General features: G+C 61.0%; 26 protein-coding genes. 6 read left to right on the top strand and 20 right to left on the bottom strand.

Annotated elements, in window-relative coordinates; all coding sequences use genetic code 11:
* Positions 1 to 114 precede the first annotated feature (114 nt).
* Together H7995_RS09275 and xerD are read right to left on the bottom strand one after the other, a co-directional pair.
* Positions 115 to 846 (bottom strand): DsbC family protein, encoded by a 732-nt coding sequence (locus H7995_RS09275; RefSeq protein WP_166588621.1) that lies wholly within the window; start codon positions 844 to 846, stop codon positions 115 to 117.
* Between the two features lie 163 nt (positions 847 to 1,009).
* Positions 1,010 to 1,906 carry a site-specific tyrosine recombinase XerD gene (gene xerD, locus H7995_RS09270; protein WP_185818264.1) on the bottom strand — a complete coding sequence of 299 codons (897 nt, stop codon included), beginning with the start codon at positions 1,904 to 1,906 and terminating at the stop codon, positions 1,010 to 1,012.
* 107 nt (positions 1,907 to 2,013) lie between these two features.
* Between xerD and H7995_RS09265 the strand changes: the two genes are divergently transcribed.
* The gene (locus H7995_RS09265; protein WP_166588623.1) at positions 2,014 to 3,822 is read left to right on the top strand and encodes a cation:proton antiporter; all 1,809 of its coding nucleotides are present in this window, start codon (positions 2,014 to 2,016) and stop codon (positions 3,820 to 3,822) included.
* A 73-nt stretch (positions 3,823 to 3,895) separates the two neighbouring features.
* On the opposite strand, the gene rplS is transcribed toward H7995_RS09265, so the two are convergent.
* The 5 genes from rplS to ffh all read right to left on the bottom strand — a co-directional run bounded on the left by rplS (position 3,896) and on the right by ffh (position 7,466).
* Complete coding sequence (gene rplS, locus H7995_RS09260) at positions 3,896 to 4,246, bottom strand: 50S ribosomal protein L19 (protein WP_003175895.1); 351 nt, start codon at positions 4,244 to 4,246, stop codon at positions 3,896 to 3,898.
* Between the two features lie 45 nt (positions 4,247 to 4,291).
* The gene (gene trmD, locus H7995_RS09255) at positions 4,292 to 5,065 is read right to left on the bottom strand and encodes a tRNA (guanosine(37)-N1)-methyltransferase TrmD (protein WP_174244565.1); all 774 of its coding nucleotides are present in this window, start codon (positions 5,063 to 5,065) and stop codon (positions 4,292 to 4,294) included.
* Entirely contained in the window at positions 5,047 to 5,583 is a 537-nt protein-coding gene (gene rimM / locus H7995_RS09250; RefSeq protein WP_185818263.1) for a ribosome maturation factor RimM, read from the bottom strand. Before rimM ends, trmD begins: the two co-directional genes overlap by 19 nt.
* A gap of 5 nt (positions 5,584 to 5,588) precedes the next feature.
* Positions 5,589 to 5,840: a 30S ribosomal protein S16 gene (gene rpsP, locus H7995_RS09245; protein WP_003198088.1), complete on the bottom strand. Its 252-nt coding sequence runs from the start codon at positions 5,838 to 5,840 to the stop codon at positions 5,589 to 5,591.
* A gap of 249 nt (positions 5,841 to 6,089) precedes the next feature.
* On the bottom strand, positions 6,090 to 7,466 hold the full coding sequence (gene ffh / locus H7995_RS09240) for a signal recognition particle protein (protein ID WP_095166644.1): 1,377 nt from the start codon (positions 7,464 to 7,466) through the stop codon (positions 6,090 to 6,092).
* Between the two features lie 208 nt (positions 7,467 to 7,674).
* On the opposite strand from ffh, the gene H7995_RS09235 reads away from it, so the two are divergent.
* Both H7995_RS09235 and H7995_RS09230 read left to right on the top strand, forming a co-directional pair.
* On the top strand, positions 7,675 to 8,487 hold the full coding sequence (locus H7995_RS09235) for a cytochrome C assembly family protein (protein WP_166588624.1): 813 nt from the start codon (positions 7,675 to 7,677) through the stop codon (positions 8,485 to 8,487).
* A 12-nt stretch (positions 8,488 to 8,499) separates the two neighbouring features.
* A complete protein-coding gene (locus tag H7995_RS09230) occupies positions 8,500 to 9,741 on the top strand; it encodes a transporter associated domain-containing protein (protein ID WP_166588625.1) in 1,242 nt (413 codons plus the stop codon).
* Positions 9,742 to 9,921: 180 nt separating this feature from the next.
* Here the strand turns inward: H7995_RS09230 and purT are convergent, their stop codons facing one another.
* The 5 genes from purT to H7995_RS09205 form a co-directional block, all read right to left on the bottom strand.
* Positions 9,922 to 11,103, bottom strand: coding sequence for a formate-dependent phosphoribosylglycinamide formyltransferase (gene purT / locus H7995_RS09225; RefSeq protein WP_166588626.1), 1,182 nt, complete (start codon positions 11,101 to 11,103; stop codon positions 9,922 to 9,924).
* Positions 11,104 to 11,204: 101 nt separating this feature from the next.
* Positions 11,205 to 11,672, bottom strand: a complete 468-nt coding sequence (locus H7995_RS09220) for a VUT family protein (protein ID WP_166588627.1) — start codon at positions 11,670 to 11,672, stop codon at positions 11,205 to 11,207.
* A 192-nt stretch (positions 11,673 to 11,864) separates the two neighbouring features.
* Positions 11,865 to 12,080: a DUF1289 domain-containing protein gene (locus tag H7995_RS09215; RefSeq protein ID WP_166588628.1), complete on the bottom strand. Its 216-nt coding sequence runs from the start codon at positions 12,078 to 12,080 to the stop codon at positions 11,865 to 11,867.
* Entirely contained in the window at positions 12,077 to 12,601 is a 525-nt protein-coding gene (locus tag H7995_RS09210) for a gamma carbonic anhydrase family protein (protein WP_166588629.1), read from the bottom strand. Before H7995_RS09210 ends, H7995_RS09215 begins: the two co-directional genes overlap by 4 nt.
* Positions 12,602 to 12,650: 49 nt before the next feature.
* Entirely contained in the window at positions 12,651 to 13,250 is a 600-nt protein-coding gene (locus H7995_RS09205; RefSeq protein WP_166588630.1) for a CoA pyrophosphatase, read from the bottom strand.
* Positions 13,251 to 13,398: 148 nt separating this feature from the next.
* On the opposite strand from H7995_RS09205, the gene H7995_RS09200 reads away from it, so the two are divergent.
* On the top strand, positions 13,399 to 13,950 hold the full coding sequence (locus tag H7995_RS09200; RefSeq protein ID WP_166588631.1) for an NUDIX hydrolase: 552 nt from the start codon (positions 13,399 to 13,401) through the stop codon (positions 13,948 to 13,950).
* A gap of 40 nt (positions 13,951 to 13,990) precedes the next feature.
* Positions 13,991 to 14,494, top strand: coding sequence for a L,D-transpeptidase family protein (locus H7995_RS09195; protein ID WP_166588632.1), 504 nt, complete (start codon positions 13,991 to 13,993; stop codon positions 14,492 to 14,494).
* Between the two features lie 120 nt (positions 14,495 to 14,614).
* On the opposite strand, the gene H7995_RS09190 is transcribed toward H7995_RS09195, so the two are convergent.
* Together H7995_RS09190 and purL are read right to left on the bottom strand one after the other, a co-directional pair.
* Complete coding sequence (locus H7995_RS09190; RefSeq protein ID WP_182343627.1) at positions 14,615 to 14,926, bottom strand: YqfO family protein; 312 nt, start codon at positions 14,924 to 14,926, stop codon at positions 14,615 to 14,617.
* Between the two features lie 5 nt (positions 14,927 to 14,931).
* Positions 14,932 to 18,828: a phosphoribosylformylglycinamidine synthase gene (gene purL / locus H7995_RS09185; protein WP_166588634.1), complete on the bottom strand. Its 3,897-nt coding sequence runs from the start codon at positions 18,826 to 18,828 to the stop codon at positions 14,932 to 14,934.
* A gap of 286 nt (positions 18,829 to 19,114) precedes the next feature.
* Here purL and mltF point away from each other — a divergent pair, with 286 nt between their 5' ends.
* Positions 19,115 to 20,575 (top strand): membrane-bound lytic murein transglycosylase MltF, encoded by a 1,461-nt coding sequence (gene mltF / locus H7995_RS09180; RefSeq protein WP_166588635.1) that lies wholly within the window; start codon positions 19,115 to 19,117, stop codon positions 20,573 to 20,575.
* Positions 20,576 to 20,626: 51 nt separating this feature from the next.
* Here mltF and pdxJ read toward each other — a convergent pair whose 3' ends face one another.
* The 6 genes from pdxJ to lepA all read right to left on the bottom strand — a co-directional run bounded on the left by pdxJ (position 20,627) and on the right by lepA (position 26,699).
* Positions 20,627 to 21,373 carry a pyridoxine 5'-phosphate synthase gene (gene pdxJ / locus H7995_RS09175; RefSeq protein WP_182343625.1) on the bottom strand — a complete coding sequence of 249 codons (747 nt, stop codon included), beginning with the start codon at positions 21,371 to 21,373 and terminating at the stop codon, positions 20,627 to 20,629.
* 50 nt (positions 21,374 to 21,423) lie between these two features.
* Entirely contained in the window at positions 21,424 to 22,110 is a 687-nt protein-coding gene (recO, locus tag H7995_RS09170) for a DNA repair protein RecO (RefSeq protein WP_166588637.1), read from the bottom strand.
* 165 nt (positions 22,111 to 22,275) lie between these two features.
* Entirely contained in the window at positions 22,276 to 23,178 is a 903-nt protein-coding gene (gene era / locus H7995_RS09165) for a GTPase Era (RefSeq protein ID WP_007944847.1), read from the bottom strand.
* On the bottom strand, positions 23,171 to 23,860 hold the full coding sequence (rnc, locus tag H7995_RS09160) for a ribonuclease III (protein WP_095171185.1): 690 nt from the start codon (positions 23,858 to 23,860) through the stop codon (positions 23,171 to 23,173). The genes era and rnc overlap by 8 nt, the downstream gene beginning before the upstream one ends.
* A gap of 179 nt (positions 23,861 to 24,039) precedes the next feature.
* Entirely contained in the window at positions 24,040 to 24,894 is an 855-nt protein-coding gene (gene lepB, locus H7995_RS09155) for a signal peptidase I (RefSeq protein ID WP_166588638.1), read from the bottom strand.
* Positions 24,895 to 24,899: 5 nt separating this feature from the next.
* Positions 24,900 to 26,699 (bottom strand): translation elongation factor 4, encoded by a 1,800-nt coding sequence (gene lepA / locus H7995_RS09150; RefSeq protein ID WP_166588639.1) that lies wholly within the window; start codon positions 26,697 to 26,699, stop codon positions 24,900 to 24,902.
* Positions 26,700 to 26,861: the final 162 nt, after the last annotated feature.

Here is a 26,861-nt window from a genome sequence, read left to right as displayed (position 1 = left end):
CGACACAAGGTCGGCCGTGAAAAACAGCCACAACCTGTGCGGCTCTCTATTAATGGAACGCCGACGGCTGTCGTCGCTCCATGATCGTCAAAGGCTTACCGTGACGACACAGGATTATTTCGCACCCAACGCCAGTTTGGCGACTTGTGGCGCCGGCTGGTAGCCCGGAATCACTTGGCCGTCGGCCAAAACGATGGCCGGCGTACCGTTCACACCGATCGACTGACCCAGGGCGAACTGTTTGGCAACCGGGTTGGCACACTTCGCCGCCTTGATTTCCTTGCCATCGACCATCTTGTCCATGGCTGCTTTCTTGTCGGTGGAGCACCACACGTTCTGCAGTTGCTCATCACCCGGCGAGCCGAGGCCCTGGCGTGGGAAAGCAACATACCGCACTTCGACCCCCATTTTGTTCAAGGCCGGCACTTCAGCGTGCAATTTATGGCAATACGGGCACGTGGTGTCGGTGAATACGGTGATGTGGGTCTTGGTTTCGCCGATGGCCGGGTAGACCACGGTCTCGGCGACCGGGATACCGTTGACCAGCTTGGCAACGCCCAGGCGCTCGGTTTTCTCGGTCAGGTTGACCGGCTTGCCGTCCTTGAGCTGAAACAGATAGCCCTGGACGATGTACTGACCGTCGGCGCTGGCGTACAGCACGCGGCTGCCCTTGAGCTTGACTTCGTAAAGACCGGCCAGCGGGCTGGCGCTGATGGTTTCGATCGGCGTGTCGAGCTGGAGGGTTTCCAGGCTCTTGCGGATGGCTTTGTCAGCCGCATCATCGGCGACGGCGAAAGTGCTGACCAACGCAATGGCTGCGGCGGCGAAAATCTGGGTCAGACGCATGAGAACTCCTGAAGGCGGACAAATGGATCGGCCAGAACGCCCGTACCGAAACACCGGGTCATAACCGTCCATCGTGCAAACCGGCAAAGCCTATCACATAAGGTCCCTGTGGCCGACTCCCGGTAACGCGAGGCAACGAAGCGCCTACCCACGGGCCTTCGATTCAGCCTCTTGGGTGGTGCTTGGCATGCAAGTCCTGCAGGCGGGCCCGGGCCACGTGGGTGTAGATCTGGGTGGTCGACAGGTCGCTATGGCCGAGCAACATCTGCACCACCCGCAGGTCAGCGCCGTGGTTGAGCAAATGGGTGGCGAAGGCGTGGCGCAAGGTGTGGGGCGACAGGGACTTGCCGATACCGGCGACCTTGGCCTGGTGCTTGATCCGGTGCCAGAACGTCTGGCGGGTCATCTGCTCACCGCGCTGGCTGGGGAACAGCACATCACTGGGTCGTCCGCCCAACAGTTCGCCACGGGCATCACGCATATAGCGTTCGACCCAGACAATCGCCTCCTCCCCCATCGGCACCAGGCGTTCCTTGCTGCCCTTGCCCATGACCCGCAGCACCCCCTGGCGCAGGTTGACCTGCTCCAGGGTCAGGCTGATCAGCTCGGTGACCCGCAGACCGCAGGCGTACAACACCTCGAGCATCGCCCGGTCCCGCTGGCCGATGGCCTCACTGAGGTCCGGCGCCGCCAGCAAGGCCTCGACGTCGGCTTCCGACAAGGATTTAGGCAACGGCCGACCCAATTGCGGCATGTCGACCCGCAGCGTTGGGTCGACGCTGATCAGCTTTTCCCGCAGCAGATAACGATAGAACCCACGCACACCCGAGAGAAACCGAGCAGTGGAGCGTGGTTTGTAATTCTGCTCCAGGCGCCAGGCCAGGTGGTCGAGGATCAGCTCGCGACCGGCGTTGAGCAACTCCAGCCCCTGCTCCTGGAGCCAGCCGTTGAACAGCGCCAGATCACTGCGGTAGGCGTCGCGCGTATTGTCCGCGAGGCCTTTTTCCAACCACAAGGCGTCGAGAAACTGGTCGATCAGAGGATGTTCGATAGCAGGCATGGATACTCAAGACACGCAGGCCAGGCGCTGCGCGTAAAAAAACAGGGAACGGTAAGGATGCCCGCTAGTCTTTCATAGCCAGCTATTTCAAGGAACAGGGAGCATCGATGAACGAACAGCAAATCCTCTTGGCCTTCGGTGGCATTGGTGCGGCAGCTTTAGGCTGCCAATGGCTGGCCTGGCGCCTGAAGTTGCCCGCGATTTTGTTTCTGCTGCTGACCGGGATTGTGGTGGGGCCGGTACTGGGCTGGCTCGACCCGCAGGAAATGTTCGGCCCGCTGCTGATGCCCCTGGTGTCACTGGCCGTGGCGCTGATCCTGTTCGAGGGCAGCCTGACCTTGCACCTGTCCGAATGGCGCGAGATCGGCAGCGTGGTGCATCGCCTCGTGACCATCGGCGCCCTGGCGACCTGGGTGGTGATCGCGGTCGCCACCCACTGGCTACTGGGTTTCGACTGGCTGCTGGCGATTCTGTTTGGCAGCCTGACCCTGGTCACCGGCCCCACGGTCATCGTGCCCATGCTGCGGGTGGTGCGCCCGAAGGCCTCGATTGCCAATATCCTGCGCTGGGAAGGCATTGTCATTGACCCGATTGGCGCGTTGCTCGCGGTGGTTGTCTACAGCTTCATCATCGCCAGCGCCGAAGGCCACGGCATCAAGCACAGCCTGCTGACATTCGCTGGGGTCATCCTCTGCGGCAGCCTGTTCGGCATCGCCGGTGGCTGGGCGCTCGGCACCCTGATTCGGCGCCAATGGCTGCCGGAATACCTGCACAACCTGGCGTCACTGGCCGCCGTACTGGCGATCTTCATCGCCGCCAACCAGGTGATGCACGAGTCCGGGCTGCTGGCGGTGACCCTGATGGGCATGTGGCTGGCCAACATGAAGGGGGTGGATGTGCGGCACATCCTGCACTTCAAGGAAAACCTCAGCGTGCTGTTGATCTCCGGCCTGTTCATTCTGCTGGCGGCCCGCCTGGACCTGAACGCGATGATCGCCCTCGGGCCGCTGGTCCTACTGCTATTGCTGGTGATTCAGTTCATTGCCCGACCACTGAACGTGGTGCTCTCGACCCTGGGTTCCAGCCTCAACTGGCGCGAGCGCGCGCTGCTGGCCTGGATCGCACCACGGGGCATCGTCGCGGCGGCGGTGTCGGCCATCTTTGCGATCCGCCTGCATGAGGCCGGTCACGAAGGAGCGCTGCTGCTGGTGCCCCTGACCTTTGCGGTCATTATCGGCACGGTGGTGTTGCAAAGCGCCACTGCCCGCCCCCTGGCGCGCCTGCTGAAAGTCGCCGAGCCCGCCCCCAGCGGATTCCTCATCGTGGGCGCCAACGGTCCTTCACGGGCACTGGGCAAGGCCCTGCAGCAACTGGGCAGCCGCGTGCTGCTGACCGATTCGAGCTGGGAAAACATCCGTGCAGCGCGCATGGAGGGGCTGCCTACTTACTTCGGTAATCCGGCCTCGCAACACGCGGACGCTCACCTGGACCTGGTCGGCCTCGGCCACCTGCTGGCGCTCTCCCCTTCGGGGGAGCTCAATACCCTGGCCACCATGCGCTTTCGCCATGAGTTCGGGCATCAGCGCATGTTCTCCCTGGCCAGCGGCCAGGAAAGCCGGCGCACCGACAAGCACCGCGCCAGCCACGAGCACCGTGGGCAACTGCTGGGCAGCCAGGTGCTGACCTACACCAAGCTGGCCAGCCTGCTCAGCCAGGGCGCCGAACTCTATACCACTCACCTGACCGACGGTTTTGGCTGGGAGGACTATCAGGCGCTGCACGGTGATCGTGCGACGCTGCTGTTTGCCCAGGACCCCAGTGGCTGGGTCTACGTGCTGACACCCGACAGCGTGATCAAACCCGCCGCTGGCTGGACCCTGGTGGCGCTGATCCAGCCCGGGGCCAATGACGCCTGACCAGCGCCAGGGTTAAATTCCAGGCACAAAAAAGCAGCCCGTAGGCTGCTTTTTTCTGCATCGGAAGCTGGACTTAAGCCAGTTTTTCCTTGATGCGAGCTGCTTTACCCGACAGGTCACGCAGGTAGTACAGCTTGGCTTTACGTACGTCACCGCGACGCTTGACAGCCATGCTGTCGATTTGCGGGCTGTAGGTCTGGAAAGTACGCTCTACGCCAACACCGTTGGAGATCTTACGTACGGTGAAAGCACTGTTTACGCCGCGGTTACGCTTGGCGATAACAACACCTTCGAACGCTTGCAGACGCGAACGGTCGCCTTCCTTCACTTTCACCTGAACGACAATGGTGTCGCCCGGGGCAAAGGTAGGGATCTCTTTGGTCATCTGCTCTGCTTCGAGTGCAAGGATGATTTTGTTAGTCATGCTGTGCTCCTAAGGTAAATCGTCGGATCTACCATCGATACGTTGTTAACTATCGTCCCGCTCGCGGATGTATTCCTCGAGCAGCTTCTTCTCTTCTCCAGAAAGCGAGCGGCTTTCCAGAAGATCGGCGCGTCGTTCAAAGGTCCTACCAAGGGACTGCTGTAAACGCCAACGCCGGATATGCGCGTGATTGCCACTTAGCAACACGTCGGGAACACGCTGATCCGCATACACCTCCGGTCGGGTGTAGTGCGGGCAATCCAGCAGACCATCCGTAAAGGAATCTTCCTCGGCGGAGTCCGCATGCCCTAAAGCTCCAGGCAGCAGTCGCGTAACCGCGTCAATCAGGACCATCGCCGGCAGCTCGCCGCCAGACAGTACATAGTCACCAATCGACCACTCTTCATCGACATGAGCTTCAATAAATCGCTCGTCAATGCCTTCATAGCGGCCGGCAATCAGGATTAATGCTTCCTCATTCGCCAACTCGCGTACCGCCGACTGAGTCAGTTGACGGCCTTGGGGCGACAGGTAAATGACCTTCGCCGCCTCCCCGGCTGCTGCCTTGGCCTGAACCAGAGCATCTTCCAGGGGCTTGATCTTCATCACCATGCCCGGGCCACCGCCAAATGGGCGATCGTCCACAGTGTGATGTCGATCCGTCGTGTAGTCTCGCGGATTCCAACAGGTCAGCTGCAAGAGCCCCTGTTTCACCGCCCGACTGGTGATGCCGTACTCGCTGATGGCGGAGAACATCTCGGGAAACAAACTGATCACTTCTACGCGCAAGTTAGCCACGCTTAGAAGTCCGCATCCCATTCCACCTTCATCTCGCCTGCTGCCAGGTCGACTGCCAACACACATTGCTCCGTATAGGGCAAGAGGCGTTCGCGATCATCCAGGCTGCCAGCGCAAGACTTGACCACCATTACATCATTGGCGCCGGTTTCCAGAAGATGATCGATCTTCCCGAGCAATTGCCCGAGTTGGTCAATGACCTTCAGACCTTCGAGCTGGTACCAGTAGTACTCGCCGTCGGTCAGTTCAGGGAACAGGTTGCGCGGCACGCAGATCTCATAACCGGCCAGAAGACGGGCTTCTTCACGATCATCAAGACCCTTGAGCTTTGCGACCAGGAACTTGTCGTTCCCACGTCCGCTGACCAGCTCAACCTGCTTTACGCTGCCTTCGCGCTTGAGCGTCCAGGTTTTGTACTGCAAGAGGTTTTCAGTCGGATCAGTAAAGGAATACACCTTCACTTCGCCGCGAACGCCATGAACAGAATAAATTTTGCCGATAACGATCAAATCATCAGCATTGGCTGGCGTCGCGTTCATATTGCTCAGGCCGCAGCCTTAGCAGATTCCTTCAGCAACTGAGCAACACGCTCAGAAGGTTGTGCACCAACGCTCAGCCAGTAGGCTACGCGCTCTTGGTTCACGGACAGACGGACTTCTTGACCACGAGCAACAGGGTTGAAGAAACCAACCTGTTCTTTGTGCGAACCGTCGCGCGGGTTGCGGCTGTCGGTTACGGTCAAGTGGTAGAACGGGCGCTTTTTGGAGCCGCCAAGGGCAAGACGGATTGTTAGCATGTGAACATAGTTCCTGTAGTCGGTGCTGCAAATCTAAATGCACAGCGGGCATAGGTGCCCGAAAGGCCGCATATTCTAAGGAATATCCGGACTTTTGCAAATGTCTTTTTCTGGCGCCTATCGGCGTGCCATCCAGATTTGCGGTAGAGCCGTTGTCTCCAACGGCGAGTCAGCGCCCGCCAAGGCGGGCTACTGCTGGCCCCACGTCCGTGTGGGGACCGCGCCGACAAGACTGTCGGCGCGAATTCTTTACATTTTTGGCATACCGCCGCCGGGCAACATACCGCCCATGCCGCGCATCATTTTTGCCATGCCGCCCTTGGCGGAGAATTTCTTCATCATCTTCTGCATCTGCTTGTGCTGCTTGATCAAGCGGCCGATGTCCTGCACCTGGGTGCCGGAACCCATGGCGATCCGACGCTTGCGCGAACCGCTGATCAGCTCAGGGTCGCGGCGCTCGGCCGGGGTCATGGAGTTGATGATGGCTTCCATCTGCTTGAACTGTTTCTCTGCCGCGCCCTGGGCATTGCCCATTTGCGCCAGGTTGACACCGCCGATATTCGGCAGCTTGTCCATCAGGCCGCCGAGGCCGCCCATGTTTTTCATCTGTTGCAGCTGATCGCGGAAGTCTTCGAGGTCGAAGCCTTTGCCCTTCTTCAGCTTTTTCGCCAGTTTGTCGGCCTTGTCCTTGTCGAGGGTCTGTTCAGCCTGTTCGATCAGGCTGAGCACGTCGCCCATGCCGAGGATGCGCGAAGCAATACGCTCGGGGTGGAACGGCTCGAGGGCTTCGGTCTTCTCGCCCATACCGATGAACTTGATCGGCTTGCCGGTGATGGAACGTACCGACAACGCGGCACCGCCACGGGCATCACCGTCGACCTTGGTCAGGATCACCCCGGTCAGCGGCAGCGCATCGCCAAAGGCCTTGGCCGTGTTGGCGGCGTCCTGGCCGGTCATGGCGTCGACCACGAACAGGGTCTCGACCGGCTTGATCGCGGCATGAAGGGCCTTGATCTCGCCCATCATCTCTTCGTCGATGTGCAGGCGACCGGCGGTATCGACGATGACCACGTCGATGAATTTCAGGCGTGCTTCTTTAATAGCGGCTTCGGCGATATCGACCGGCTTCTGGCTCAGGTCGGACGGGAAGAACGTCACGCCGATGTCGTTGGCCAGGGTTTCCAGCTGTTTAATCGCCGCCGGACGGTAGACGTCCGCGGACACCACCATCACCGACTTCTTCTTGCGCTCCTTGAGGAAGCGCGCCAGTTTGCCGGCCGTGGTGGTTTTACCGGCACCCTGCAGACCGGCCATCAGGATGACGGCTGGCGGCACGGCACTCAGGTTCAGGTCTTCGTTGGCCTCGCCCATCAGGCTTTCGAGTTCGGCCTGGACGATCTTCACGAAGGCCTGGCCCGGCGTCAGGCTGCGCGACACCTCGGTGCCGACAGCGCGCTCCTTGACCGAATTGACGAAGTCCTTGACCACCGGCAGGGCGACGTCGGCTTCGAGCAACGCCATGCGCACTTCACGCAGGGTGTCTTTGATATTGTCTTCGGTCAGCTTGGCTTTGCCGGTGACATGGCGCAGCGTCTGCGATAGACGGTCGGTTAAGTTTTCAAACATGCGCGATCCTTTCAGGCCCTAAGGAGACCGAGGTAATGGCGGCCCAGACCGTGAAAAACATGTGCTCGGCGAGCCTGCGGCGTGGGCAGGTCGCGGATTATAGCGAAGACTGCGTCTGGCGCACACCCGCCGTCTGGTTGTGCGGTCTTTCATGCGACAAGGGTTGTATGCCAAACTCATTCTCTTTCGGGCTTGCCTAACAGGATTTATGCTCCCCTTGTCACCCAGTTTGCTCACGACACTCGCCGCCGCCTGCTTATACGCCGCTGCGACTTTCTACCAAGGCTCTCGCCTGGCCACAGGCGCCAAGGCGAACAAACGCCTGCTGGTCACGCTCGGCATCTTTGCCGTCCTGGCCCACAGCGCGAGCCTGTTCACCCACCTGGTGACGCCGATCGGCCTGGGCCTGGATTTTTTCAGCGCCGCCAGCCTGATTGCCGCCGCGGTAATCGCCCTGACCCTGCTGGCGTGTTCACGCATCCCGGTGGAAAACCTGCTGTTGCTGCTGTTCCCACTGGGACTGGCCACCGTGCTGCTGGCGCAGTTCGCGCCGACGGGCACGGTGCAGGTGATCGACGAGGAGCCCGGGATTCTCGCCCATATCCTGCTGTCGATCCTGGCCTACGGCATGTTCACCATTGCCGTGTTCCAGGCGCTGCTGGTGCTGGTGCAAGACCACCAGCTCAAGCACAAGCACCCCTCGGGGCTGATCAAGAACTTCCCGCCGCTGCAAACCATGGAAAGCCTGCTGTTCGGTTTCCTCTGGGCCGGCTGGACCCTGCTGTCGCTGTCACTGATCTCTGGCTGGCTGTTCGTCGAGAACCTGTTTGCCCAGCACCTGGTACACAAGACCCTGCTGGCGTGCCTGGCCTGGATTGTCTTCAGCGTGTTGCTGTGGGGCCGCAATCGCCTCGGCTGGCGCGGGCACAAGGCCATTCGCTGGACCCTGGCCGGCTTCTGCCTGCTGATGCTGGCCTATTTCGGCAGCAAGCTGGTCCGCGAATTCATCCTGCACATCTGACGGGCATTCGTTATGGATAACCTGCCCATCGGGCCCTTGCTCGCCGTCCTGGCCCTGCTGATCCTCTGGTCGGGCCTGTTCACCGCCATCGAGGCGGCGCAACAGCAACTGCTGGCCCAACGTACGGCCTCACGTGCGAGCGACAAGCCGGTGGCCAGACTCAACTTCCCGCTCAGCAGCCTGATTCTCTGCAATACCTTGTGCCGGGCACTGGTGGTGGTTATCAGCACCCTGCTCGCGGTATTCGGCTGGGCCGACAATGGCCCCTGGCTCGCCTGCCTGAGCGCCACGGCGGCCTTGCTGATATTCGCCGATTACCTGCCGCGCACCCTAGCCAGCCGCTATCCGGATACCATCCTGGCGCTGGGCAACACCCTGCTTGGCGTGCCATTGAAGCTCCTCTACCCGCTCGCCTGGCTGCTCAGCAGCATCAGCCTGCTGCTGCTCAAGCCCCTGGCACGCAAGCCCAAGGTGGTGCAACAGAGCGAAGATGAGCCACTGCCGACACCGATAACCGACAACGAACACGAACATGCCGCTTGTCGCCCCCATGCCCTGGCCGGCATTCATGCGCTGGACAACATTACCGTCAACGACATCCTGGTACCGCGCAGTGAAGTGGACGGGATCAACCTCGACGATCCGCTGGAGGACATCATCCAACAGCTGCGCACCAACAAGCGCACGCGCCTGCCGGTGTTCCACAGCGATATCAACCAGGTCGAAGCCGTACTCAACACCCGGCAGATCCGCCACTTGCTGCCCGATGCCAGCCTGACCAAAGAAGCCCTGCTGGCCGCCTGCCACGAACCCTACTTCGTGCCGGAAAGCACTCCCCTGCAACTGCAGCTGCTGAACTTCCACAAACAGCAGCGTCGCCTGGGCATGGTGGTCGACGAGTACGGCGAAGTGCAGGGCATCGTGACCCTGGAGGACATCCTCGAAGAAATCGTCGGCGAGTTCGAAAGCCAGCACAGCCTCGACAACCCGCACATTCACCCGCAAGCCGATGGGCGCCTGGTGATCGACGGCGCAGCTTCCATCCGCGAACTGAACAAGAGCCTGGGCTGGCACCTGCCCAGCGATGGCCCGAAAACCCTGAACGGCCTGGTCACCGAGGCCCTGGAAACCATCCCGGATTGCCCGGTGTGCCTGAAAATCGGTCGTTATCGGCTGGAAATCCTCGAAACCGAGGACAACCGCGTCAGCCAGGTGCTGATCTGGCACACCACGTCCGTGCCTGCAATTGGCTGAAAGAGCACCGCGCAGCCCCTTGTAAAATCGCTCGACCAAGCCCCGGTGCTGAGCGTCGGTGGCGTGATAGATCGCCATCGCGAGCAGGCTCGCTCCCACATTGGATTGGGCTGTACACAACCGGTGTAATCAACCGAAGATCCTGTGGGAGCGAGCCTGCTCGCGAAGGCCGCGCCTCGGTTACAGCTCTACAACCACGGCCTGAGAAGCACGGGTCGCTTTAGCCCGGGCCAACTCAATCGACTCATCCCGCGCCAGCGCCACACCCATGCGACGCTGACCGTTCACCTCTGGCTTGCCGAACAAACGCAGCGCGGTATCCGGCTCGCTCAACGCAGCTCCCAGGTTGGCGAACGCCGTCTGGGTCGACTGCCCTTCCACCAGAATCACTGCCGAAGCCGAAGGACCGAACTGACGGATCAACGGGATCGGCAGGCCGAGAATTGCCCGGGCATGCAGCGCGAACTGCGACAGATCCTGGGAAATCAGGGTCACCAGGCCGGTGTCATGGGGGCGCGGCGAGACTTCGCTGAACCACACCTGATCACCCTTGATGAACAACTCGACGCCAAACAGACCACGACCACCCAGGGCCTCGGTCACGGCCTTGGCCACCCGCTCGGATTCCGCCAGGGCAATCGGGCTCATGGCTTGTGGCTGCCAGGATTCCTGATAATCGCCCTTCTCCTGACGGTGACCGACAGGTGCACAGAAGGTGGTGCCGCCCACATGGCGCACGGTCAGCAGGGTGATTTCGTAGTCGAAATCGATGAACCCCTCGACGATCACCCGACCTTTACCGGCACGCCCGCCTTCCTGCGCGTAGTCCCAGGCGCTCTGCACGTCATCGGCGCTGCGCAGCAGGCTCTGGCCCTTGCCCGAGGAACTCATCACCGGCTTGACCACACACGGGAAGCCCAGGTCTTCGACTGCCTTGCGGTAGTCTTCGACGGTATCGGCGAAGTGGTACGGGGACGTCGGCAGGTCCAGCTCTTCGGCGGCCAGGCGACGGATGCCCTCACGGTTCATGGTCAGTTGCGCGGCACGGGCGGTAGGGATCACGGTGAAACCTTCAGCCTCCAGCTCCACCAGGGTGGCGGTGGCGATGGCTTCGATTTCCGGCACGATGAAGTGCGGTTTCTCGGCTTCGATCACGGCCCGCAGTGCAGCGCCGTCGAGCATGTTGATCACGTGGCTGCGGTGCGCCACCTGCATCGCCGGCGCGTTGGCGTAACGATCCACGGCAATCACTTCAACGCCCAGGCGTTGCAGTTCGATCACCACCTCCTTGCCCAACTCACCACAGCCACACAGCAATACGCGGGTCGCGGTTGGCGACAATGGAGTTCCGATACGAGTCATCTGAAGTTCCTCAAAGGAGCGGATCATCGAGGGATATGGCGCAGCGCGCACTTCCCATGGGGAGAAAGCGCGGCATTTTACATGAACCAGCGGCTTTGGCCTTAGCTGGCGACCGCCTGTTTGCGCAAGCGCCAGGCCATAATCAGCCACACGGCCGTCACGCCGGCGAACTTCGAGCCCAGGGCGGTCAGCAACACGCCCGGGGTCAGGGCGTCGATCATGCCGAAGAAAATGAAGGTATCCAGGGGAATGCTCAGTGCCGAACTGATCCACAACCGGTCATGCAAGGGCCGCTTGGTGATGCTGAACACCAGCCAGTCGATGCACTCCGACACCGCAAACGCGGTGGCGCTGGCCAGGGCGATGGAGGGGTCGGACGTCAGGTACGACAGCACCAGCGCCGCCAGCATGGCAATGATCGCGCCATGGCCGAAGCGGATCTGCACCATGTCACGCAGCACGAACACCAGGCCACCCCAGGCCGACCAGATGATGTCCAGGTGCGGGGCAGTAGAAAAGGCGTAGTTGATCAGCACGACGCTGCTGATGTAGGCGATCAGGAAGAGCATGGGGCGCGGGGATACCTGGCAGATTGGCGCATAGGGTACTGCAGCGGCGCGAAGCCGCCAAATCCCGATGCGGCTATCTGCTATCTGAAGGCGCGAGCGGGCTCGCGACGAACTCAAAAACAACGCGGTGACTCTGGTGACACGCGTCATCGTCAGCATCCATCGCGAGCACGCGCCTACAACGTGCTGCGCTCAGGGTGCCGGGGTTTTGCCCAGCATCCACACCAGCCCGCTGGCCTTGGCGCGCTCATGGCACAACCCCAGCACCTGGCGGCGCTCGTCGTTGTCCATTCGGCTCCAGCGGGTAATTTCCCCGACGGTACGCTGGCATCCGGTACAGATGTCCTGCTCGTCCAGCGCACAAATATTCACGCAGGGCGACAACACGGGTCTTTCAGGGGTAGTCATGGCTCCTGCTCGACCAGGTCCACGGCGTATCGCTGGGAGCGATGCACATAGTGTGCGGCAGAGGCTTCGAGCATCTTGATCTGCGGCTCGGTCAGCTCGCGCACCACTTTACCGGGCGACCCCATGACCAGCGAGCCGTCGGGGATCTGCTTGTTTTCACCAATCAGCGAGTTGGCGCCGATAATGCAGTTCTTGCCGATCTTCGCCCCATTGAGGATCACCGCATTAATCCCGATCAGGCTGTTATCGCCCACCGTGCAGCCGTGGAGCATGGCGTTGTGGCCGATGGTCACTCCGGTACCAATGGTCAACGGGTAGCCCATGTCGGTGTGCATCACGGTGCCGTCCTGCACATTGCTGTTCTTGCCGATCAGGATCAGTTCGTTGTCCCCGCGCAGGACCGCGTTGAACCAGACACTGGCGCCCTCTTCCAGCTTGACCTTGCCAATCAGCACGGCGTTCGGTGCAACCCAGCTCTGCGGGTGGGTCTCGACACGGGCGTCGCCCAGGCGGTATTTCATCGTTGTTATCCTCATGGCTCAGGCAGCCGCGGGTAAATGCCGGATGGCTTCAGGTATTGATAAAGCTCTTGGGAGGTTGGTGCAGGCTGATCTTCGCGTCATAGAGCAGATTGATCAACTCGACAACCATGATCGCGGTCAGGCCCCAAATCTTGTATTCGCCATAACGGTAGCTCGGCACATACCAGCTGCGGCCCTGATAATCGATGCGGTGCGTGTGTTCACGCGGGTCCGTGCGGAAAAACTCCAGCGGCACACTGAACACTGCGGCAATTTCCGCGTCGTTGGCGCGGTACTCGACGAAGTCCGGGATCACCGCCACATAAGGCGTGACCTTGATCCCGTGCAGCGAGATCAGCGGACTCAGGGGCCCGATCACTTCCACCAGCCCCGGCGGCAGGCCGATTTCCTCTTCGGCCTCGCGCAGCGCGGTGAACACCAGGTCAGGGTCTTCGGGGTCGCGTCGCCCGCCAGGGAAGGCGACCTCACCGCCATGGGTCGAGAGCCCGCTGGCGCGCAGAGTCAGAACCAGTTCCGGTTCGTCACTGCGGGTGATGGGCACGAGCACCGCGGCTTCGGGGAAACGTCGGTCAGTTTCCAGCGTACGTGGTGTGTGATTACTTACCCGGTACAGTAGCTCGTCCAGCATGAGTGCTCTCGATCTGTTGGCTACCTTGCATCATGCACCAATCCTGGAGGCCGCCCAACCCCCGGGCTGCGGCATGTCGCTAAACGACAACTTGCCGACAGACACCGCGGCACGCGAAGATAGGCGCGGCCTATTCGGAAAACCCAGCATGAAATTCTGTAGCCAGTGCGGTAACCCGGTCACGCAACGTATTCCCGAAGGCGATTCGCGCCTGCGTTTTGTCTGCGACAGCTGTCAGACCATTCACTACCAGAACCCCAACATCGTCGCCGGCTGCCTGCCAACCTGGGGCACCCAGGTGCTGCTGTGCCGTCGCGCCATCGAACCGCGCCGGGGTTACTGGACCCTGCCAGCCGGTTTCATGGAGAACGGCGAGACCGTCGAACAGGCCGCCGTGCGTGAAACCGCCGAGGAAGCCTGCGCTCGGGTACGCAACCTGAGTATCTACACGCTGATCGATGTACCGCACATCAGCCAGGTCCACGTATTCTTTCGCGCCGAAATGGCCGACCTGGACTTTGCCGCCGGCCCGGAAAGCCTGGAAGTGCAGCTTTTCGAGGAAGCAGACATCCCTTGGTCAGAGCTGGCTTTCCGCACAGTGGGCCGTACCCTAGAATGCTTCTTCGCTGACCGCCTGCGCGGGGCTTACCCGGTGCGTAGCGAATCCATTCCTCCGCTTGCTCAGCCTGCGATCACTTAAACAACAAAAAGTACGCCGTACTCTCAGGGATATCGTTTTAATGCGCTGGTTGCTCGCGTTCCTCTGTCTGTCATTCGCCGTCGTTTCCCAGGCTTCCAGCGTGGAAACCCTGGACGGCAAAATCGTCGAAAAAGTCCTGGTGCTCAAATCCGCCCGTCAGTTGCAACTGATCAATGACGGCAAGCCCATCAAGACCTACCGCATTTCACTCGGCCGCAACCCCAAGGGCCAGAAGCTCATGGAAGGCGACCGACGCACCCCCGAAGGCCTGTACTGGCTGGACTGGCGCAAGGTCAGCGAGCGCTTCAACCTGGCCATGCACATCTCCTACCCGAACATCAGCGACGCTGCGCGCTCGCGCCGCGAGGGCGTGGCCCCAGGCGGCATGATCATGATTCACGGCACCCCGGACACCGAAGAAAACCCCGAAGACCTGTTCCACACCCTGGACTGGACCGACGGCTGCATCGCCATGCGTAACGTCGACATGCGCGAAGTCTGGGGCCTGGTGCCCGATGGCACGATGATCGAAATCCGGCCCTGAAGGGCCTATATGCCCACAAAGCCAAGATCAAAAGATCGCAGCCTACGGCATCTCCTGCCGGGCAACAAAAAACCCGCTGAAATCGCTTTCAGCGGGTTTTTTGTTTGAGCGACGGGAAGCTCAGAACACCTCCAACCGCCATACCTCATAAGCCGGCGTCTCGTAGGGATGGCTCTGCTTCAGGGCCATCACCACCGAACGAATCAACTCATCAGCCACCACCAGCTCAACCTTCCATTCCTCGACCTGCTCCACCTGACCGGTCTGCCCGAGGAACGGCTGGCTGCCGTCCAACGGGCGAAACTGACCCAGGCCAAGCACCTGCCACGAGCACTGGTCATAAGTGCCGATCCGCCCGCCACCGGCAGCGAACACCGCACTCTTGACCACCTCGACGTGACTGGCCGGAACAAAAAAGCTGAGCTTGTACACGGCTGTTAGTTCACCCACACGCGCGCATTACGGAACATGCGCATCCACGGTGCGTCCTCGCTCCACTCTTCCGAGCGCCACGAGTTCTGCACTGCGCGGAAGACCCGCTCCGGGTGCGGCATCATGATGGTCACGCGACCGTCACGACTGGTCAGTCCGGTAATCCCGCGCGGCGAACCGTTCGGGTTGGCCGGGTAGCTCTCGGTCACCTTGCCGTGGTTGTCGACGAAACGCATCGCCACGCAACCCGACAGATCGGCTTCCAGCAACGCCTCTTCGCTGGAGAACTCGGCATGACCTTCGCCGTGGGCAATGGCGATCGGCATACGCGAACCGGCCATGCCCTGCAGGAAGATCGAGTTCGACTCCTGCACCTGGACCATGGCCACGCGGGCTTCGAACTGCTCGGAGCGGTTACGCACGAAGTGCGGCCAGAATTCGCTGCCCGGGATCAGCTCGTGCAGGTTGGACATCATCTGGCAACCGTTGCACACCCCGAGGGTGAAGCTGTCGTTACGCTCGAAGAAGCCCTGGAACGCATCGCGGGCACGGCTGTTGAACAGGGCCGACTTGGCCCAGCCTTCACCGGCACCCAAGACATCGCCGTAGGAGAAACCACCGCAAGCCACCAGACCCTTGAACTCGTTCAGGTCGACGCGACCCGCCAGAATGTCGCTCATGTGCACGTCGATCGCGCTGAAACCGGCACGGTCGAACGCTGCGGCCATTTCCACCTGACCGTTGACGCCCTGCTCACGCAGCACGGCAACCTGTGGGCGAATGCCTTTCTTGATGTAAGGCGCGGCGATGTCCTGGTTGACGTCGAAGCTGAGCTTGACGCTCAGGCCCGGGTTGTCTTCTTCCAGCAACACGTCGAACTCTTGCTCGGCGCAGTCGGCGTTGTCACGCAGGCGCTGGATCTGGTAGCTGGTCTCGGCCCACTGGCGTTGCAGCAGACGACGCTGGCCTTCGAACACGGTGTCACCGTTGAAGGTGATGTTGATCTCGCCGTTGTTCATTGGCTGGCCGATCACCGACACGCAGTCGCCCAGGCCCGCAGCGCTGAACTGCGCGAGGATGTCCGGGGTGGCGTCCTGGCGTACCTGGATCACTGCGCCCAGCTCTTCGTTGAACAGGATCGCGGCGATGTCGGCCGAGGTTTCCGCCAGGCCGTCGAGGTTCAGGCTCAGACCGCAGTGGCCGGCAAAAGCCATTTCCACGGTGCTGGTCAACAGACCACCGTCGGAACGGTCGTGGTAAGCCAGCAGGTGACCGTCGGCGTTGAGGCCCTGGATCACGGCGAAGAAGGCCTTCAGGTCTTCGGCGTCGTCGACGTCCGGAGCCTGGCTGCCGAGCTTGCCGTGCACCTGGGCGAGAATCGAGGCGCCCATGCGGTTCTGGCCACGACCCAGGTCGATCAGGATCAGGTCGGTGGTGCCCTTGTCCATGCGCAGTTGCGGGGTCAGGGTCTGACGGATGTCGGTCACTGGGGCAAAGCCGGTGACGATCAGCGACATCGGCGAGGTCACGGTCTTGTCGACGCCCTCGTCATTCCAGCGAGTGGCCATGGACATCGAGTCCTTGCCCACCGGGATGGTGATGCCCAGCTCAGGGCACAGTTCCATACCGACCGCTTTCACGGTGTCGTACAGACGCGCGTCTTCGCCCGGGTGACCAGCGGCCGACATCCAGTTCGCCGACAACTTGATGTCGGAGAGCTTGGCGATGCGCGAAGCGGCGATGTTGGTCAGGGTTTCGCCGATGGCCATGCGGCCCGACGCCGGAGCGTCCAGCAGGGCCAGCGGAGTACGCTCGCCCATCGCCATGGCTTCACCGGTGTAGACGTCGAAGCTGGTGGCGGTCACGGCCACGTCAGCCACGGGTACCTGCCATGGGCCAACCATCTGGTCACGGGCCACGAGGCCGGTGATGGTGCGGTCGCCGATGGTGATCAGGAAGCTCTTGCTGGCCACGGCCGGGTGATGCAGAACACGCTCGACGCAGTCGGCGATGTTCAGGGTCGACGGATCGAAGTCGTCGCCCAGTTCGTTTTCCCGAACCACGGAGCGGTGCATGCGCGGAGCCTTGCCCAGCAGCACTTCCAGCGGCATGTCCACCGGGCTGTTGCCGAAGTGGCTGTCGGTCACGGTCAGTTGTGGTTCGGCAGTGGCTTCGCCGACCACGGCAAACGGGCAGCGCTCACGTTCGCAGATCGCCTTGAAGCGCTCGAAGTCGGCCGGGCCGACTGCCAGGACGTAACGCTCCTGGGATTCGTTGCTCCAGATTTCGTGCGGGGCCATGCCCGGCTCGTCGTTTGGAATGTTACGCAGTTCGAAACGGCCACCGCGGTCGCCGTCGTTGACCAGTTCCGGGAAGGCGTTGGACAGGCCGCCCGCACCCACGTCGTGGATGAAGCTGATCGGGTTGTGTTCACCCAACTGCCAGCAACGGTCGATGACTTCCTGGCAACGGCGTTCCATTTCCGGGTTTTCGCGTTGTACCGAAGCGAAGTCCAGGTCCGCCGAGCTGGTGCCGGTGGCCATCGAGGAAGCGGCACCGCCGCCCAGGCCGATCAGCATCGCCGGGCCACCCAGCACGATCAGCTTGGAGCCGACAAGGATCTCGCCTTTTTGTACGTGCTCTTCACGAATGTTGCCCATCCCGCCGGCCAACATGATCGGCTTGTGGTAACCACGCACTTCATCACCGTGCGGCGTGGTGATGGATTGTTCGAAGGTACGGAAGTAACCGGTCAGGGCCGGGCGGCCGAATTCGTTGTTGAACGCAGCGCCGCCCAATGGGCCTTCGATCATGATGTCGAGGGCGGTGACGATGCGCTCAGGCTTGCCGTAGGGCACTTCCCACGGCTGTTCGAAGCCCGGGATCTGCAGATTGGATACGGTAAAGCCGGTCAGGCCAGCCTTCGGCTTGGCGCCGCGACCGGTTGCACCTTCGTCGCGGATCTCGCCACCGGAGCCGGTGGACGCGCCCGGGAACGGGGCAATCGCCGTCGGGTGGTTGTGCGTCTCGACTTTCATCAGGATGTGTACCGGTTCCTGCACCGCGCCGTACTGGCGGGTCTCAGGGTCCGGGAAAAAACGCCCGGCAACGGAACCGACGATCACCGAGGCGTTGTCCTTGTAGGCCGACAGGACACCTTCGCTGTGCATCACGTAGGTGTTCTTGATCATGCCGAACAGGCTTTTTTCCTGGCTTTCACCGTCAATATCCCAACTGGCGTTGAAGATTTTGTGGCGGCAGTGCTCGGAGTTCGCCTGGGCGAACATCATCAGCTCGATGTCATGGGGGTTGCGCTTGAGGCCGACGAAGGCGTTGACCAGGTAGTCGATCTCGTCTTCGGCCAGGGCCAGGCCCAGCTCGACGTTGGCGGTTTCCAGCGCGGCGCGACCGCCACCCAGGACATCGATCGCCGTCAGCGGCTTAGGCTCGGAGTGACTGAACAGACCGGCAGCCTGCTCAAGGTTCTCCAGGACGATCTGGGTCATGCGGTCGTGCAGGCCGTCGGCAATCAACTGGGCCTGGGCGTCGGTGAACTCACCGGCGACATAGAAGGCGATACCGCGCTCCAGGCGCTGGATTTTCGCCAGGCCACAGTTACGGGCAATGTCGCTGGCCTTGCTCGACCAGGGAGAGATGGTGCCGAACCGCGGCAACACCAGGAACAGACGACCGGTCGGCTCTTGTACCGGAACGCTAGGACCGTACTTCAGAAGGCGCGCAAGCACCTGCTGTTCGTCGCCGGTCAGGACGCCGGTGACTTCGGCGAAGTGAGCGAATTCAGCATACAGGCCAGTGACAGCTGGAACCTTTTGGCTCAGTTGCTCAAGGAGTTTGCTGTGGCGAAAGGCAGAAAGGGCAGGAGCGCCGCGCAGGATCAACATCTTCGGGACAGCCTCGGAAGGGGGTGTGCTTTGAGGCCGTGCATTCTAGCCTAAACCGCCCGCGACAGCACCCGAAACGCTACACCCGGTATCGCCCGAACGTCGGCCAGGGCTGGCGGGCCTATAACCAATGCTCATTAAGGTCAGTACCGGCGGTTATTTTAGGGCGCTAAATCGGCTTCAAGTGCCCATTCCTGAGGGCTTGGGGCCAGTTTCCAAACATCTAGCAGACAAGCCCTTCGCTGTCGAGATATGGCGGCCGTGGTCCTTTGCGTATACTGCGCAGATGTTTTCCCCAATGGTTTTGCGTCCGCGATTGGCCAAATGGCTTCTCGCCACCGGACTCTTCCTGATGCTCAGCGGCTGTGTTGATAAACCCAACACCCTGGAGCGCGTAAAGGAGGATGGCGTGCTGCGCGTGGTCACGCGTAACAGCCCCGCCACCTACTTCCAGGATCGCAACGGTGAAACCGGCTTCGAATACGAGCTGGTGAAGCGCTTTGCCGACGATCTGGGGGTGAAACTGAAGATCGAAACCGCGGACAACCTCGACGACCTCTTTGATCAGGTGGGCAAGCCCAACGGCCCCGTGCTCGCTGCTGCCGGTCTGGTCAGCAGCGAGAAACGCAAGGCGCAGGTCCGGTTCTCCCACTCCTATCTGGAAGTCACCCCGCAAATCATCTACCGCAATGGCCAGTCACGCCCAACCAACGCGGCGGACCTGGTGGGCAAGAAGATCATGGTGCTCAAGGGCAGCACCCATGCCGAGCAATTGGCAGTTCTGAAACAGAAAAATCCGCGCATCGAGTACGAAGAGTCTGACGCAGTCGAGGTGGTCGACCTGCTGCGCATGGTCGACGAAGGGCAAATTGACCTGACCCTGGTCGACTCCAACGAAGTGGCCATGAACCAGGTGTATTTCCCCAACGTCCGGGTGGCCTTCGACCTCGGTGACGCCAGCAACCAAAGCTGGGCGGTGGCCGCCGGTGAAGACAACAGCCTGCTCAACGAGATCAATGACTTCCTCGACAAGGTCGAGAAAAACGGCACCTTGCAGCGCCTCAAGGACCGCTACTACGGGCACGTCGACGTGCTCGGCTATGTCGGCGCCTACACCTTTGCCCAGCACCTGCAGCAGCGCCTGCCCAAGTACGAACAGCACTTCAAGAACTACGCCAAGAAAGAAAAAGTCGATTGGCGCCTGCTGGCAGCGATCGGCTATCAAGAGTCACTGTGGCAGCCGACAGTCACCTCCAAGACCGGCGTGCGCGGGCTGATGATGCTGACCCAGAACACCGCCCAGGCCATGGGCGTGTCCAACCGCCTGGATGCCCGCCAGAGCATCATGGGCGGCGCCAAGTACCTGGCGTACATGAAGGAGCAACTGGACAGTTCAATCCAGGAGCCGGATCGCACCTGGTTCGCCCTCGCCGCCTACAACGTCGGCAGCGGCCACCTGGATGACGCACGCAAGCTGGCGGCCAAGGAAGGGTTGAATCCGGACAAGTGGCTGGACGTGAAGAAGATCCTGCCCCGCCTGTCGCAGAAACAGTGGTACAGCAAGACCCGCTATGGCTATGCCCGCGGCGGCGAGCCGGTGCACTTCGTGGCGAACATCCGTCGTTACTACGACATCCTGACCTGGGTCACGCAGCCGCAACTGGAAGGCGACCAGGTGGCCGAGGGCAACCTGCACGTGCCGGGCATCGACAAGACCAAGCCGCCGGAAGACAACCCACCGCTTTAAATCCCCGGGGCTGCCAAGAAATCGCAGCCCGCAGGCTGCGATTTCTGGATATCAGGCCTTTGCCGCTGCCGCCAGAATCAGCGCCTTCATCTCCGACACCGCCGACTTGAAGCCGACGAACAAGGCGTGCGCCACCAGCGCGTGGCCGATGTTCAGTTCATTGATGCCCTTGATCGCTGCCACGGCTTCGACGTTGTGGTAATGCAGGCCGTGACCGGCATTGACGATCAGGCCCTGAGCCAAGCCACAGGCTACGCCGTCGGCCACGCGCTGCAGCTCTTCGGCGACTTCGGTGGGGGTCTGGGCATCGGCATAACGGCCAGTGTGCAATTCGATGGCCGGGGCGCCGACGCGCTTGGAGGCCTCGATCTGCCGCTCATCGGCGTCGATGAACAACGACACTTCACAGCCGATCCTGGCCAGGCGCTCGACCGCAGCCTTGATCCGCGCCTCCTGCCCTGCCACGTCCAGACCGCCTTCGGTGGTCAGCTCCTGACGGGTTTCCGGAACCAGGCAGATGTGCGCCGGGCGGATGTGTTCGGCGAACGCCATCATTTCCTCGGTCACGCCCATCTCGAAGTTCATGCGGGTCTGCAGCACATCCTTGAGCAGCAGCACATCGCGCTCCTGGATGTGCCGGCGGTCTTCGCGCAAATGCACGGTGATGCCATCGGCCCCCGCCTCTTCAGCGTCCAGCGCGGCCTTGACGGGGTCAGGGTAACGGGTGCCCCGGGCCTGACGCAGGGTGGCAACGTGGTCGATGTTCACGCCAAGAAGAATGCGGGTGCTGGTGGTCACGGAAAGCGCTCCAGAAGAAGAGAAAGTTCGGTGCACAGCATACGGGGTGATCAGGGCTTGCGAAACAGCTCGCGACTGACCAGGGGACGACCGCCCAGGTGAACGGCCAATGCCTGGCGCATCAGGCGCTTGGCAGCGGACAACGCACCGGGGGCGCTCCAGTCCGCTTCGGCCATGGCCAACAGTTCGGCGCCATTGAATAACCCCGGCTGCAACAGATACACCCGCTCCAACCCGGCATCCACCTGCAGGCGGTACAGACCGTCGGCGGCAATCGGCTCGGCGTGGACATCCTGGGTCAATGCAAAGCCATAGCCCAGGTCATCCAGCAAGCGCCATTCGAATGAACGCAGCAACGGTTCCAGCGCACGACCTTCAGCGAGGGCCAGCAAGGTCGCGGCGTAGTGTTCGAATACGGCGGGATGGGGATCTTCGGCAGGTAACAGGCGGATCAGCAACTCATTGAGGTACAGGCCGCTGAACAGCGCCTCGCCACTGAGCCAGGTCGAGACGCCGGCACTTTCCATGCGCCCAACGTTCTTCAGCTCACCGCGCCCGCGAAACTCCACGTCCAGAGGCACGAATGGCCGCGCCAGTGTCCCGGCCTTGCCTCGCGCACTGCGCAACACCGCCCGCAAACGCCCTTGCGGCGTGAGAAAGTCGACCAATGCACTGTTCTCGCGGTAGGCGCGCGAATGCAGGACGTAGGCGGGTTGGCTGGGTGGCGGAGAGGACATGGGTGTCTCACTGAAGGAGTGCTGTTTTGAAATCAACACAAACCAAATGTGGGAGCGGGCTTGCCCGCGATGGCGGACTTACAGTCAACATCGCTGCTGAATGCTCCATCCTCATCGCGGGCAAGCCCGCTCCCACAGGGTTCTACGATACAGCGCCAACCGGGTTTACAGGTCGCCGTAACCCAGCGAACGCAGGGCGCGCTCGTCGTCGGACCAGCCGCCTTTGACCTTCACCCACAGGTTGAGCATGATCTTGGAGTCGAACAGCAGCTCCATGTCCTTGCGCGCCTCGGTGCCGATGCGCTTGATCCGCTCGCCCTTGTCACCAATGATGATCTTCTTCTGACCGTCACGCTCAACGAGGATCAGGGCGTGGATGTGCAGGGTCTTGCCCTGCTGCTTGAACTCTTCGATTTCCACGGTGATCTGGTACGGCAGCTCCGCCCCCATCTGGCGCATGATCTTCTCGCGCACCAGTTCAGCGGCAAGGAAGCGGCTGCTGCGGTCGGTGATCTGATCTTCCGGGAAGAAGTGATCGTTTTCCGGCAGGTAACCGGCAATCACACGCTCCAGCGCTTCGAGGTTATGCCCGTGCTGGGCCGAGATCGGCATGATCTGCGCGTTCGGCAGTTGCTCTTGCAACCAGGTCAGGTGCGGCATCAGCTCGGCTTTGTCTTCGATGCGGTCGGTCTTGTTCAGCGCCACGATCAAAGGACCGGTCACGTACTGCACACGCTCGAGGACCATCTGGTCTTCGTCGGTCCACTTGGTGCGATCGACCACGAAGATCACCACGTCGACGTCTTTCAACGCCGCCGAGGCGGTCTTGTTCATGTAGCGGTTCAGGGCCTTCTCGCCGCCCTTGTGCATGCCGGGGGTGTCGACGTAGATCGCCTGCACCGCGCCTTCGGTCTTGATCCCGAGCATGTTGTGGCGAGTGGTCTGCGGTTTACGCGAGGTGATTGCCAGCTTCTGACCCAGGATGTGGTTCAGCAACGTGGATTTGCCCACGTTCGGGCGGCCGACGATGGCGACATAGCCACAGCGAGTTGCAGTTGAATCAGTCATGGCCATTCTCCACGCCCAGGGCTATCAGTGCTGCGGCGGCCGCTACCTGTTCGGCAATACGACGGCTCACACCCTGACCTCGGCTTTTTTCATTCAGTAAGGTGATTTCACATTCGACGAAGAACGTCCGGCAATGCGGCTCACCCTGGATATCCACCACTTCGTAACGCGGCAGCTCACAGGCACGCGACTGCAGGAACTCCTGCAGGCGGGTCTTTGGATCTTTATTGGTATCGACCAGCGTCAGGCTCTCGAACTCGGAAGCCAGCCAGGCCAGCACGCGCTCGCGCGCCATGTCCATGCCGGCATCCAGGTAGATCGCGCCGATCAGCGCTTCCAGGGCATCGGCCAGAATCGACTCGCGCCGGAAACCGCCGCTCTTCAACTCACCGGAGCCCAGGCGCAGGTAGTCACCCAGGTCAAAACCACGGGCCAGCACCGCCAGGGTCTCGCCTTTGACCAGGCGTGCGCGCAAACGCGACAACTGACCTTCGCGGGCCAGCGGAAAGCGATCGAACAGCGCTTCACCGGCCACGAAGTTGAGAATGGCGTCACCGAGAAATTCCAGGCGCTCGTTGTTGCGCCCGGCAAAGCTGCGGTGAGTCAGGGCCAGGACCATCAGTTCCTGATCCTTGAAGGTGTAGCCGAGCTGACGCTCGAGACGACTTAAGGAGACGCTCACGGTTTACCCACGCTGAGTTCGTGGTCGACTTCCCCCACAGCATCGCTGCGAAGGCCTGGGACAAATAACGCTGTGTTCAAAAATTACTTCCTGAATATCGTTGGCTTCAATGCAGTGCGGCAACCTTCTGCAGGCTCCAGAAATGCATTCGGCGCTGTGTTCAACAGCGCCGTGTGGGATTACTTGATCAGGCCAACCCGCGAGAAATTCGGCAGGTGGCTGAGTTTCGGTTCAGGCCAGCTCATCCAGACCGCAAAGGCCTTGCCGACGATGTTCTGGTCGGGAACCATGCCCAGCAGGTTCTTGGGAATGCTTGGGTCATCCCAGTAGCGACTGTCGTTGGAGTTGTCGCGGTTGTCGCCCATCATGAAGTAGTGGCCCGCAGGCACAGTCCATTGACGGTCCGGAGTGGCCCGGTAGCGGCTCATTTCCTTGCGGATCATGTGCTCGGCCACACCGAGTTTTTCCTTGTACAGCTCGGCGCTGCCCAAGGTACCCGGCTCGGTACCCACCAGTTGCTCGGCAATCGACTCACCGTTGACGAACAGGCGCTTGTCGGCGGTGTAGCGGATCTGGTCGCCCGGCAGGCCGACCACACGCTTGATGTAGTTGACGTTCGGGTCGCTTGGGTAGCGGAACACCATCACATCGCCGCGTTGCGGATCACCGACCTCGATGACTTTCTTGTCGAGCACTGGCAAACGGATCCCGTAGGAAAACTTGTTCACCAGAATGAAGTCGCCCACGTCCAGGGTCGGTTTCATCGAACCAGACGGAATCTGGAACGGCTCCACCAGAAACGAACGCAGCACCAGTACGATGAACAGCACCGGAAAGAACGACTTGCCGTATTCCACCAGCAACGGTTCTTTGTTCAGTTTCTCCACGACGACCATGTCGGGTTCGCTGACAGTGCCCTGATACGAGGCAATGGCAGCACGCCGACGCGGCGCCAGAAACACCAGATCGAGCAACGCCAGCAGACCGCAGACGAAGACAGCGATGACCAGCAACAGCGGGAAATTTAGTGACATAGGACCTAACTATCCAACCTGAGCACAGCAAGGAAGGCTTCCTGTGGAATTTCCACGTTGCCGACCTGCTTCATGCGTTTTTTACCGGCCTTCTGCTTTTCCAACAGCTTGCGCTTACGGCTAACGTCACCGCCGTAGCATTTGGCCAATACGTTCTTTCTGAGTGCCTTGACGGAGGTCCGCGCGATGATCTGCCCGCCAATGGCGGCCTGGATCGCAACGTCGAACATCTGGCGCGGAATCAGTTCCTTCATCTTCTCGGTCAACTGGCGACCTTTGTAGTGCGCGTTGTCCTTGTGCACGATCAGCGCCAGGGCATCGACCTTGTCGCCGTTGATCAGCACGTCCAACTTGACCAGATTAGCCGACTGGTAGCGATCGAAGTGGTAATCCAGCGAAGCATAGCCGCGACTGGTGGACTTCAGGCGATCGAAGAAGTCCAGGACCACTTCGTTCATCGGCAAATCGTAGGTCACCTGGACCTGGGTACCCAGGAACAGCATGTCGTGCTGCACGCCACGCTTTTCGATACACAGGGTAATGACGTTGCCCAGGTGCTCTTGCGGCACAAGAATATTGGCCCGCACGATCGGCTCACGCATGTCTTCGATCGAAGACAGGTCCGGGAGCTTGGACGGGTTGTCGACGTAAATCGTTTCACCGGTTTTCAGCTGCAGCTCGAAAATTACCGTTGGCGCCGTGGTGATCAGGTCCAGGTCGTACTCGCGCTCCAGGCGCTCCTGGATGATTTCCATGTGCAGCATGCCAAGGAACCCGCAACGGAAGCCGAAGCCCAGGGCGTCGGAGCTTTCCGGGGTGTACTGCAGGGACGAGTCGTTGAGGGTGAGCTTTTGCAGGGCTTCACGGAAATCTTCGAAGTCGTCGGAGCTGACCGGGAACAGACCGGCGTACACCTGCGGCTGAATGCGCTTGAAGCCTGGCAGCACGTCGACGTCCGGGGTCGAACTCAAGGTCAGGGTGTCGCCCACTGGCGCACCGTGAATGTCCTTGATACCGGCAATGATGAAGCCTACTTCACCGGCTTTCAGATCGACGGTGGCAGTGTGTTTCGGGTTGAACACACCGACGCTGTCCACCAGGTGGATCTTGCCGGTGGATTTGACCAGGATCTTGTCGCCCTTCTTCACGCGGCCATGGCGCACGCGAACCAGGGAGACAACGCCCAGGTAGTTGTCGAACCAGGAGTCGATGATCAACGCTTGCAGCGGATCTTCGATATTGCCGGTAGGCGCGGGAATGGTCTTGACCAGGCGCTCGAGCACCTCATCGACGCCCAGGCCAGTCTTGGCACTGCACTCGACTGCATCGGTAGCGTCGATGCCGATGATTTTCTCGATTTCTTCTTTCACGCGGTCCGGATCGGCCTGCGGCAGGTCGATCTTGTTCAGCACCGGCATGACTTCCAGGCCCTGCTCGATCGCCGTGTAGCAGTTGGCAACCGACTGCGCTTCCACGCCCTGGCCAGCATCGACCACCAGCAACGCACCTTCACAGGCCGCCAACGAGCGGCTGACTTCATAGGTGAAGTCAACGTGGCCGGGGGTGTCGATGAAGTTCAGCTGGTACTTGATGCCGTCTTTGGCGGTGTAATACAGGGTAACGCTGTGGGCCTTGATGGTGATCCCGCGTTCGCGCTCAAGGTCCATGGAGTCCAGTACCTGGGCTTCCATTTCACGCTCGGCCAGGCCGCCGCACATCTGGATGAAGCGATCGGCCAGCGTCGACTTGCCATGGTCAATGTGGGCGATGATGGAGAAATTGCGGATATGACTCAAATCACTCACGGATCAACACTCAAAAAGGCTGCAGGCATAGCCCGCCGAAAAATAGCCGGGAATTGTACCTGAAACACCAGGCAAGCGTCACGTTTGCAGGTAAAGCCATCACCTGCAAAAACGCCCCGCTCTGGCGAACGGGGCGTTTTCGGGGGCAAACGCGAGTTCAAA

This window comes from Pseudomonas kielensis, assembly GCF_014236655.1.
Taxonomy (GTDB): Bacteria; Pseudomonadota; Gammaproteobacteria; order Pseudomonadales; family Pseudomonadaceae; genus Aquipseudomonas; species Aquipseudomonas kielensis.
Note: the sequence above shows the minus strand (reverse complement) of the source record. Positions and strands in the feature narration are given on the sequence as shown.

Coding starts and splice junctions, on each gene's coding strand:
- H7995_RS09275 (WP_166588621.1), bottom strand. CDS start 846: ATGCGTCTGACCCAGATTTTCGCCGCCGCAGCCATTGCGTTGGTCAGC.
- xerD (WP_185818264.1), bottom strand. CDS start 1,906: ATGCCTGCTATCGAACATCCTCTGATCGACCAGTTTCTCGACGCCTTG.
- H7995_RS09265 (WP_166588623.1), top strand. CDS start 2,014: ATGAACGAACAGCAAATCCTCTTGGCCTTCGGTGGCATTGGTGCGGCA.
- rplS (WP_003175895.1), bottom strand. CDS start 4,246: ATGACTAACAAAATCATCCTTGCACTCGAAGCAGAGCAGATGACCAAA.
- trmD (WP_174244565.1), bottom strand. CDS start 5,065: ATGGGATGCGGACTTCTAAGCGTGGCTAACTTGCGCGTAGAAGTGATC.
- rimM (WP_185818263.1), bottom strand. CDS start 5,583: ATGAACGCGACGCCAGCCAATGCTGATGATTTGATCGTTATCGGCAAA.
- rpsP (WP_003198088.1), bottom strand. CDS start 5,840: ATGCTAACAATCCGTCTTGCCCTTGGCGGCTCCAAAAAGCGCCCGTTC.
- ffh (WP_095166644.1), bottom strand. CDS start 7,466: ATGTTTGAAAACTTAACCGACCGTCTATCGCAGACGCTGCGCCATGTC.
- H7995_RS09235 (WP_166588624.1), top strand. CDS start 7,675: ATGCTCCCCTTGTCACCCAGTTTGCTCACGACACTCGCCGCCGCCTGC.
- H7995_RS09230 (WP_166588625.1), top strand. CDS start 8,500: ATGGATAACCTGCCCATCGGGCCCTTGCTCGCCGTCCTGGCCCTGCTG.
- purT (WP_166588626.1), bottom strand. CDS start 11,103: ATGACTCGTATCGGAACTCCATTGTCGCCAACCGCGACCCGCGTATTG.
- H7995_RS09220 (WP_166588627.1), bottom strand. CDS start 11,672: ATGCTCTTCCTGATCGCCTACATCAGCAGCGTCGTGCTGATCAACTAC.
- H7995_RS09215 (WP_166588628.1), bottom strand. CDS start 12,080: ATGACTACCCCTGAAAGACCCGTGTTGTCGCCCTGCGTGAATATTTGT.
- H7995_RS09210 (WP_166588629.1), bottom strand. CDS start 12,601: ATGAAATACCGCCTGGGCGACGCCCGTGTCGAGACCCACCCGCAGAGC.
- H7995_RS09205 (WP_166588630.1), bottom strand. CDS start 13,250: ATGCTGGACGAGCTACTGTACCGGGTAAGTAATCACACACCACGTACG.
- H7995_RS09200 (WP_166588631.1), top strand. CDS start 13,399: ATGAAATTCTGTAGCCAGTGCGGTAACCCGGTCACGCAACGTATTCCC.
- H7995_RS09195 (WP_166588632.1), top strand. CDS start 13,991: ATGCGCTGGTTGCTCGCGTTCCTCTGTCTGTCATTCGCCGTCGTTTCC.
- purL (WP_166588634.1), bottom strand. CDS start 18,828: ATGTTGATCCTGCGCGGCGCTCCTGCCCTTTCTGCCTTTCGCCACAGC.
- mltF (WP_166588635.1), top strand. CDS start 19,115: ATGTTTTCCCCAATGGTTTTGCGTCCGCGATTGGCCAAATGGCTTCTC.
- recO (WP_166588637.1), bottom strand. CDS start 22,110: ATGTCCTCTCCGCCACCCAGCCAACCCGCCTACGTCCTGCATTCGCGC.
- era (WP_007944847.1), bottom strand. CDS start 23,178: ATGACTGATTCAACTGCAACTCGCTGTGGCTATGTCGCCATCGTCGGC.
- lepB (WP_166588638.1), bottom strand. CDS start 24,894: ATGTCACTAAATTTCCCGCTGTTGCTGGTCATCGCTGTCTTCGTCTGC.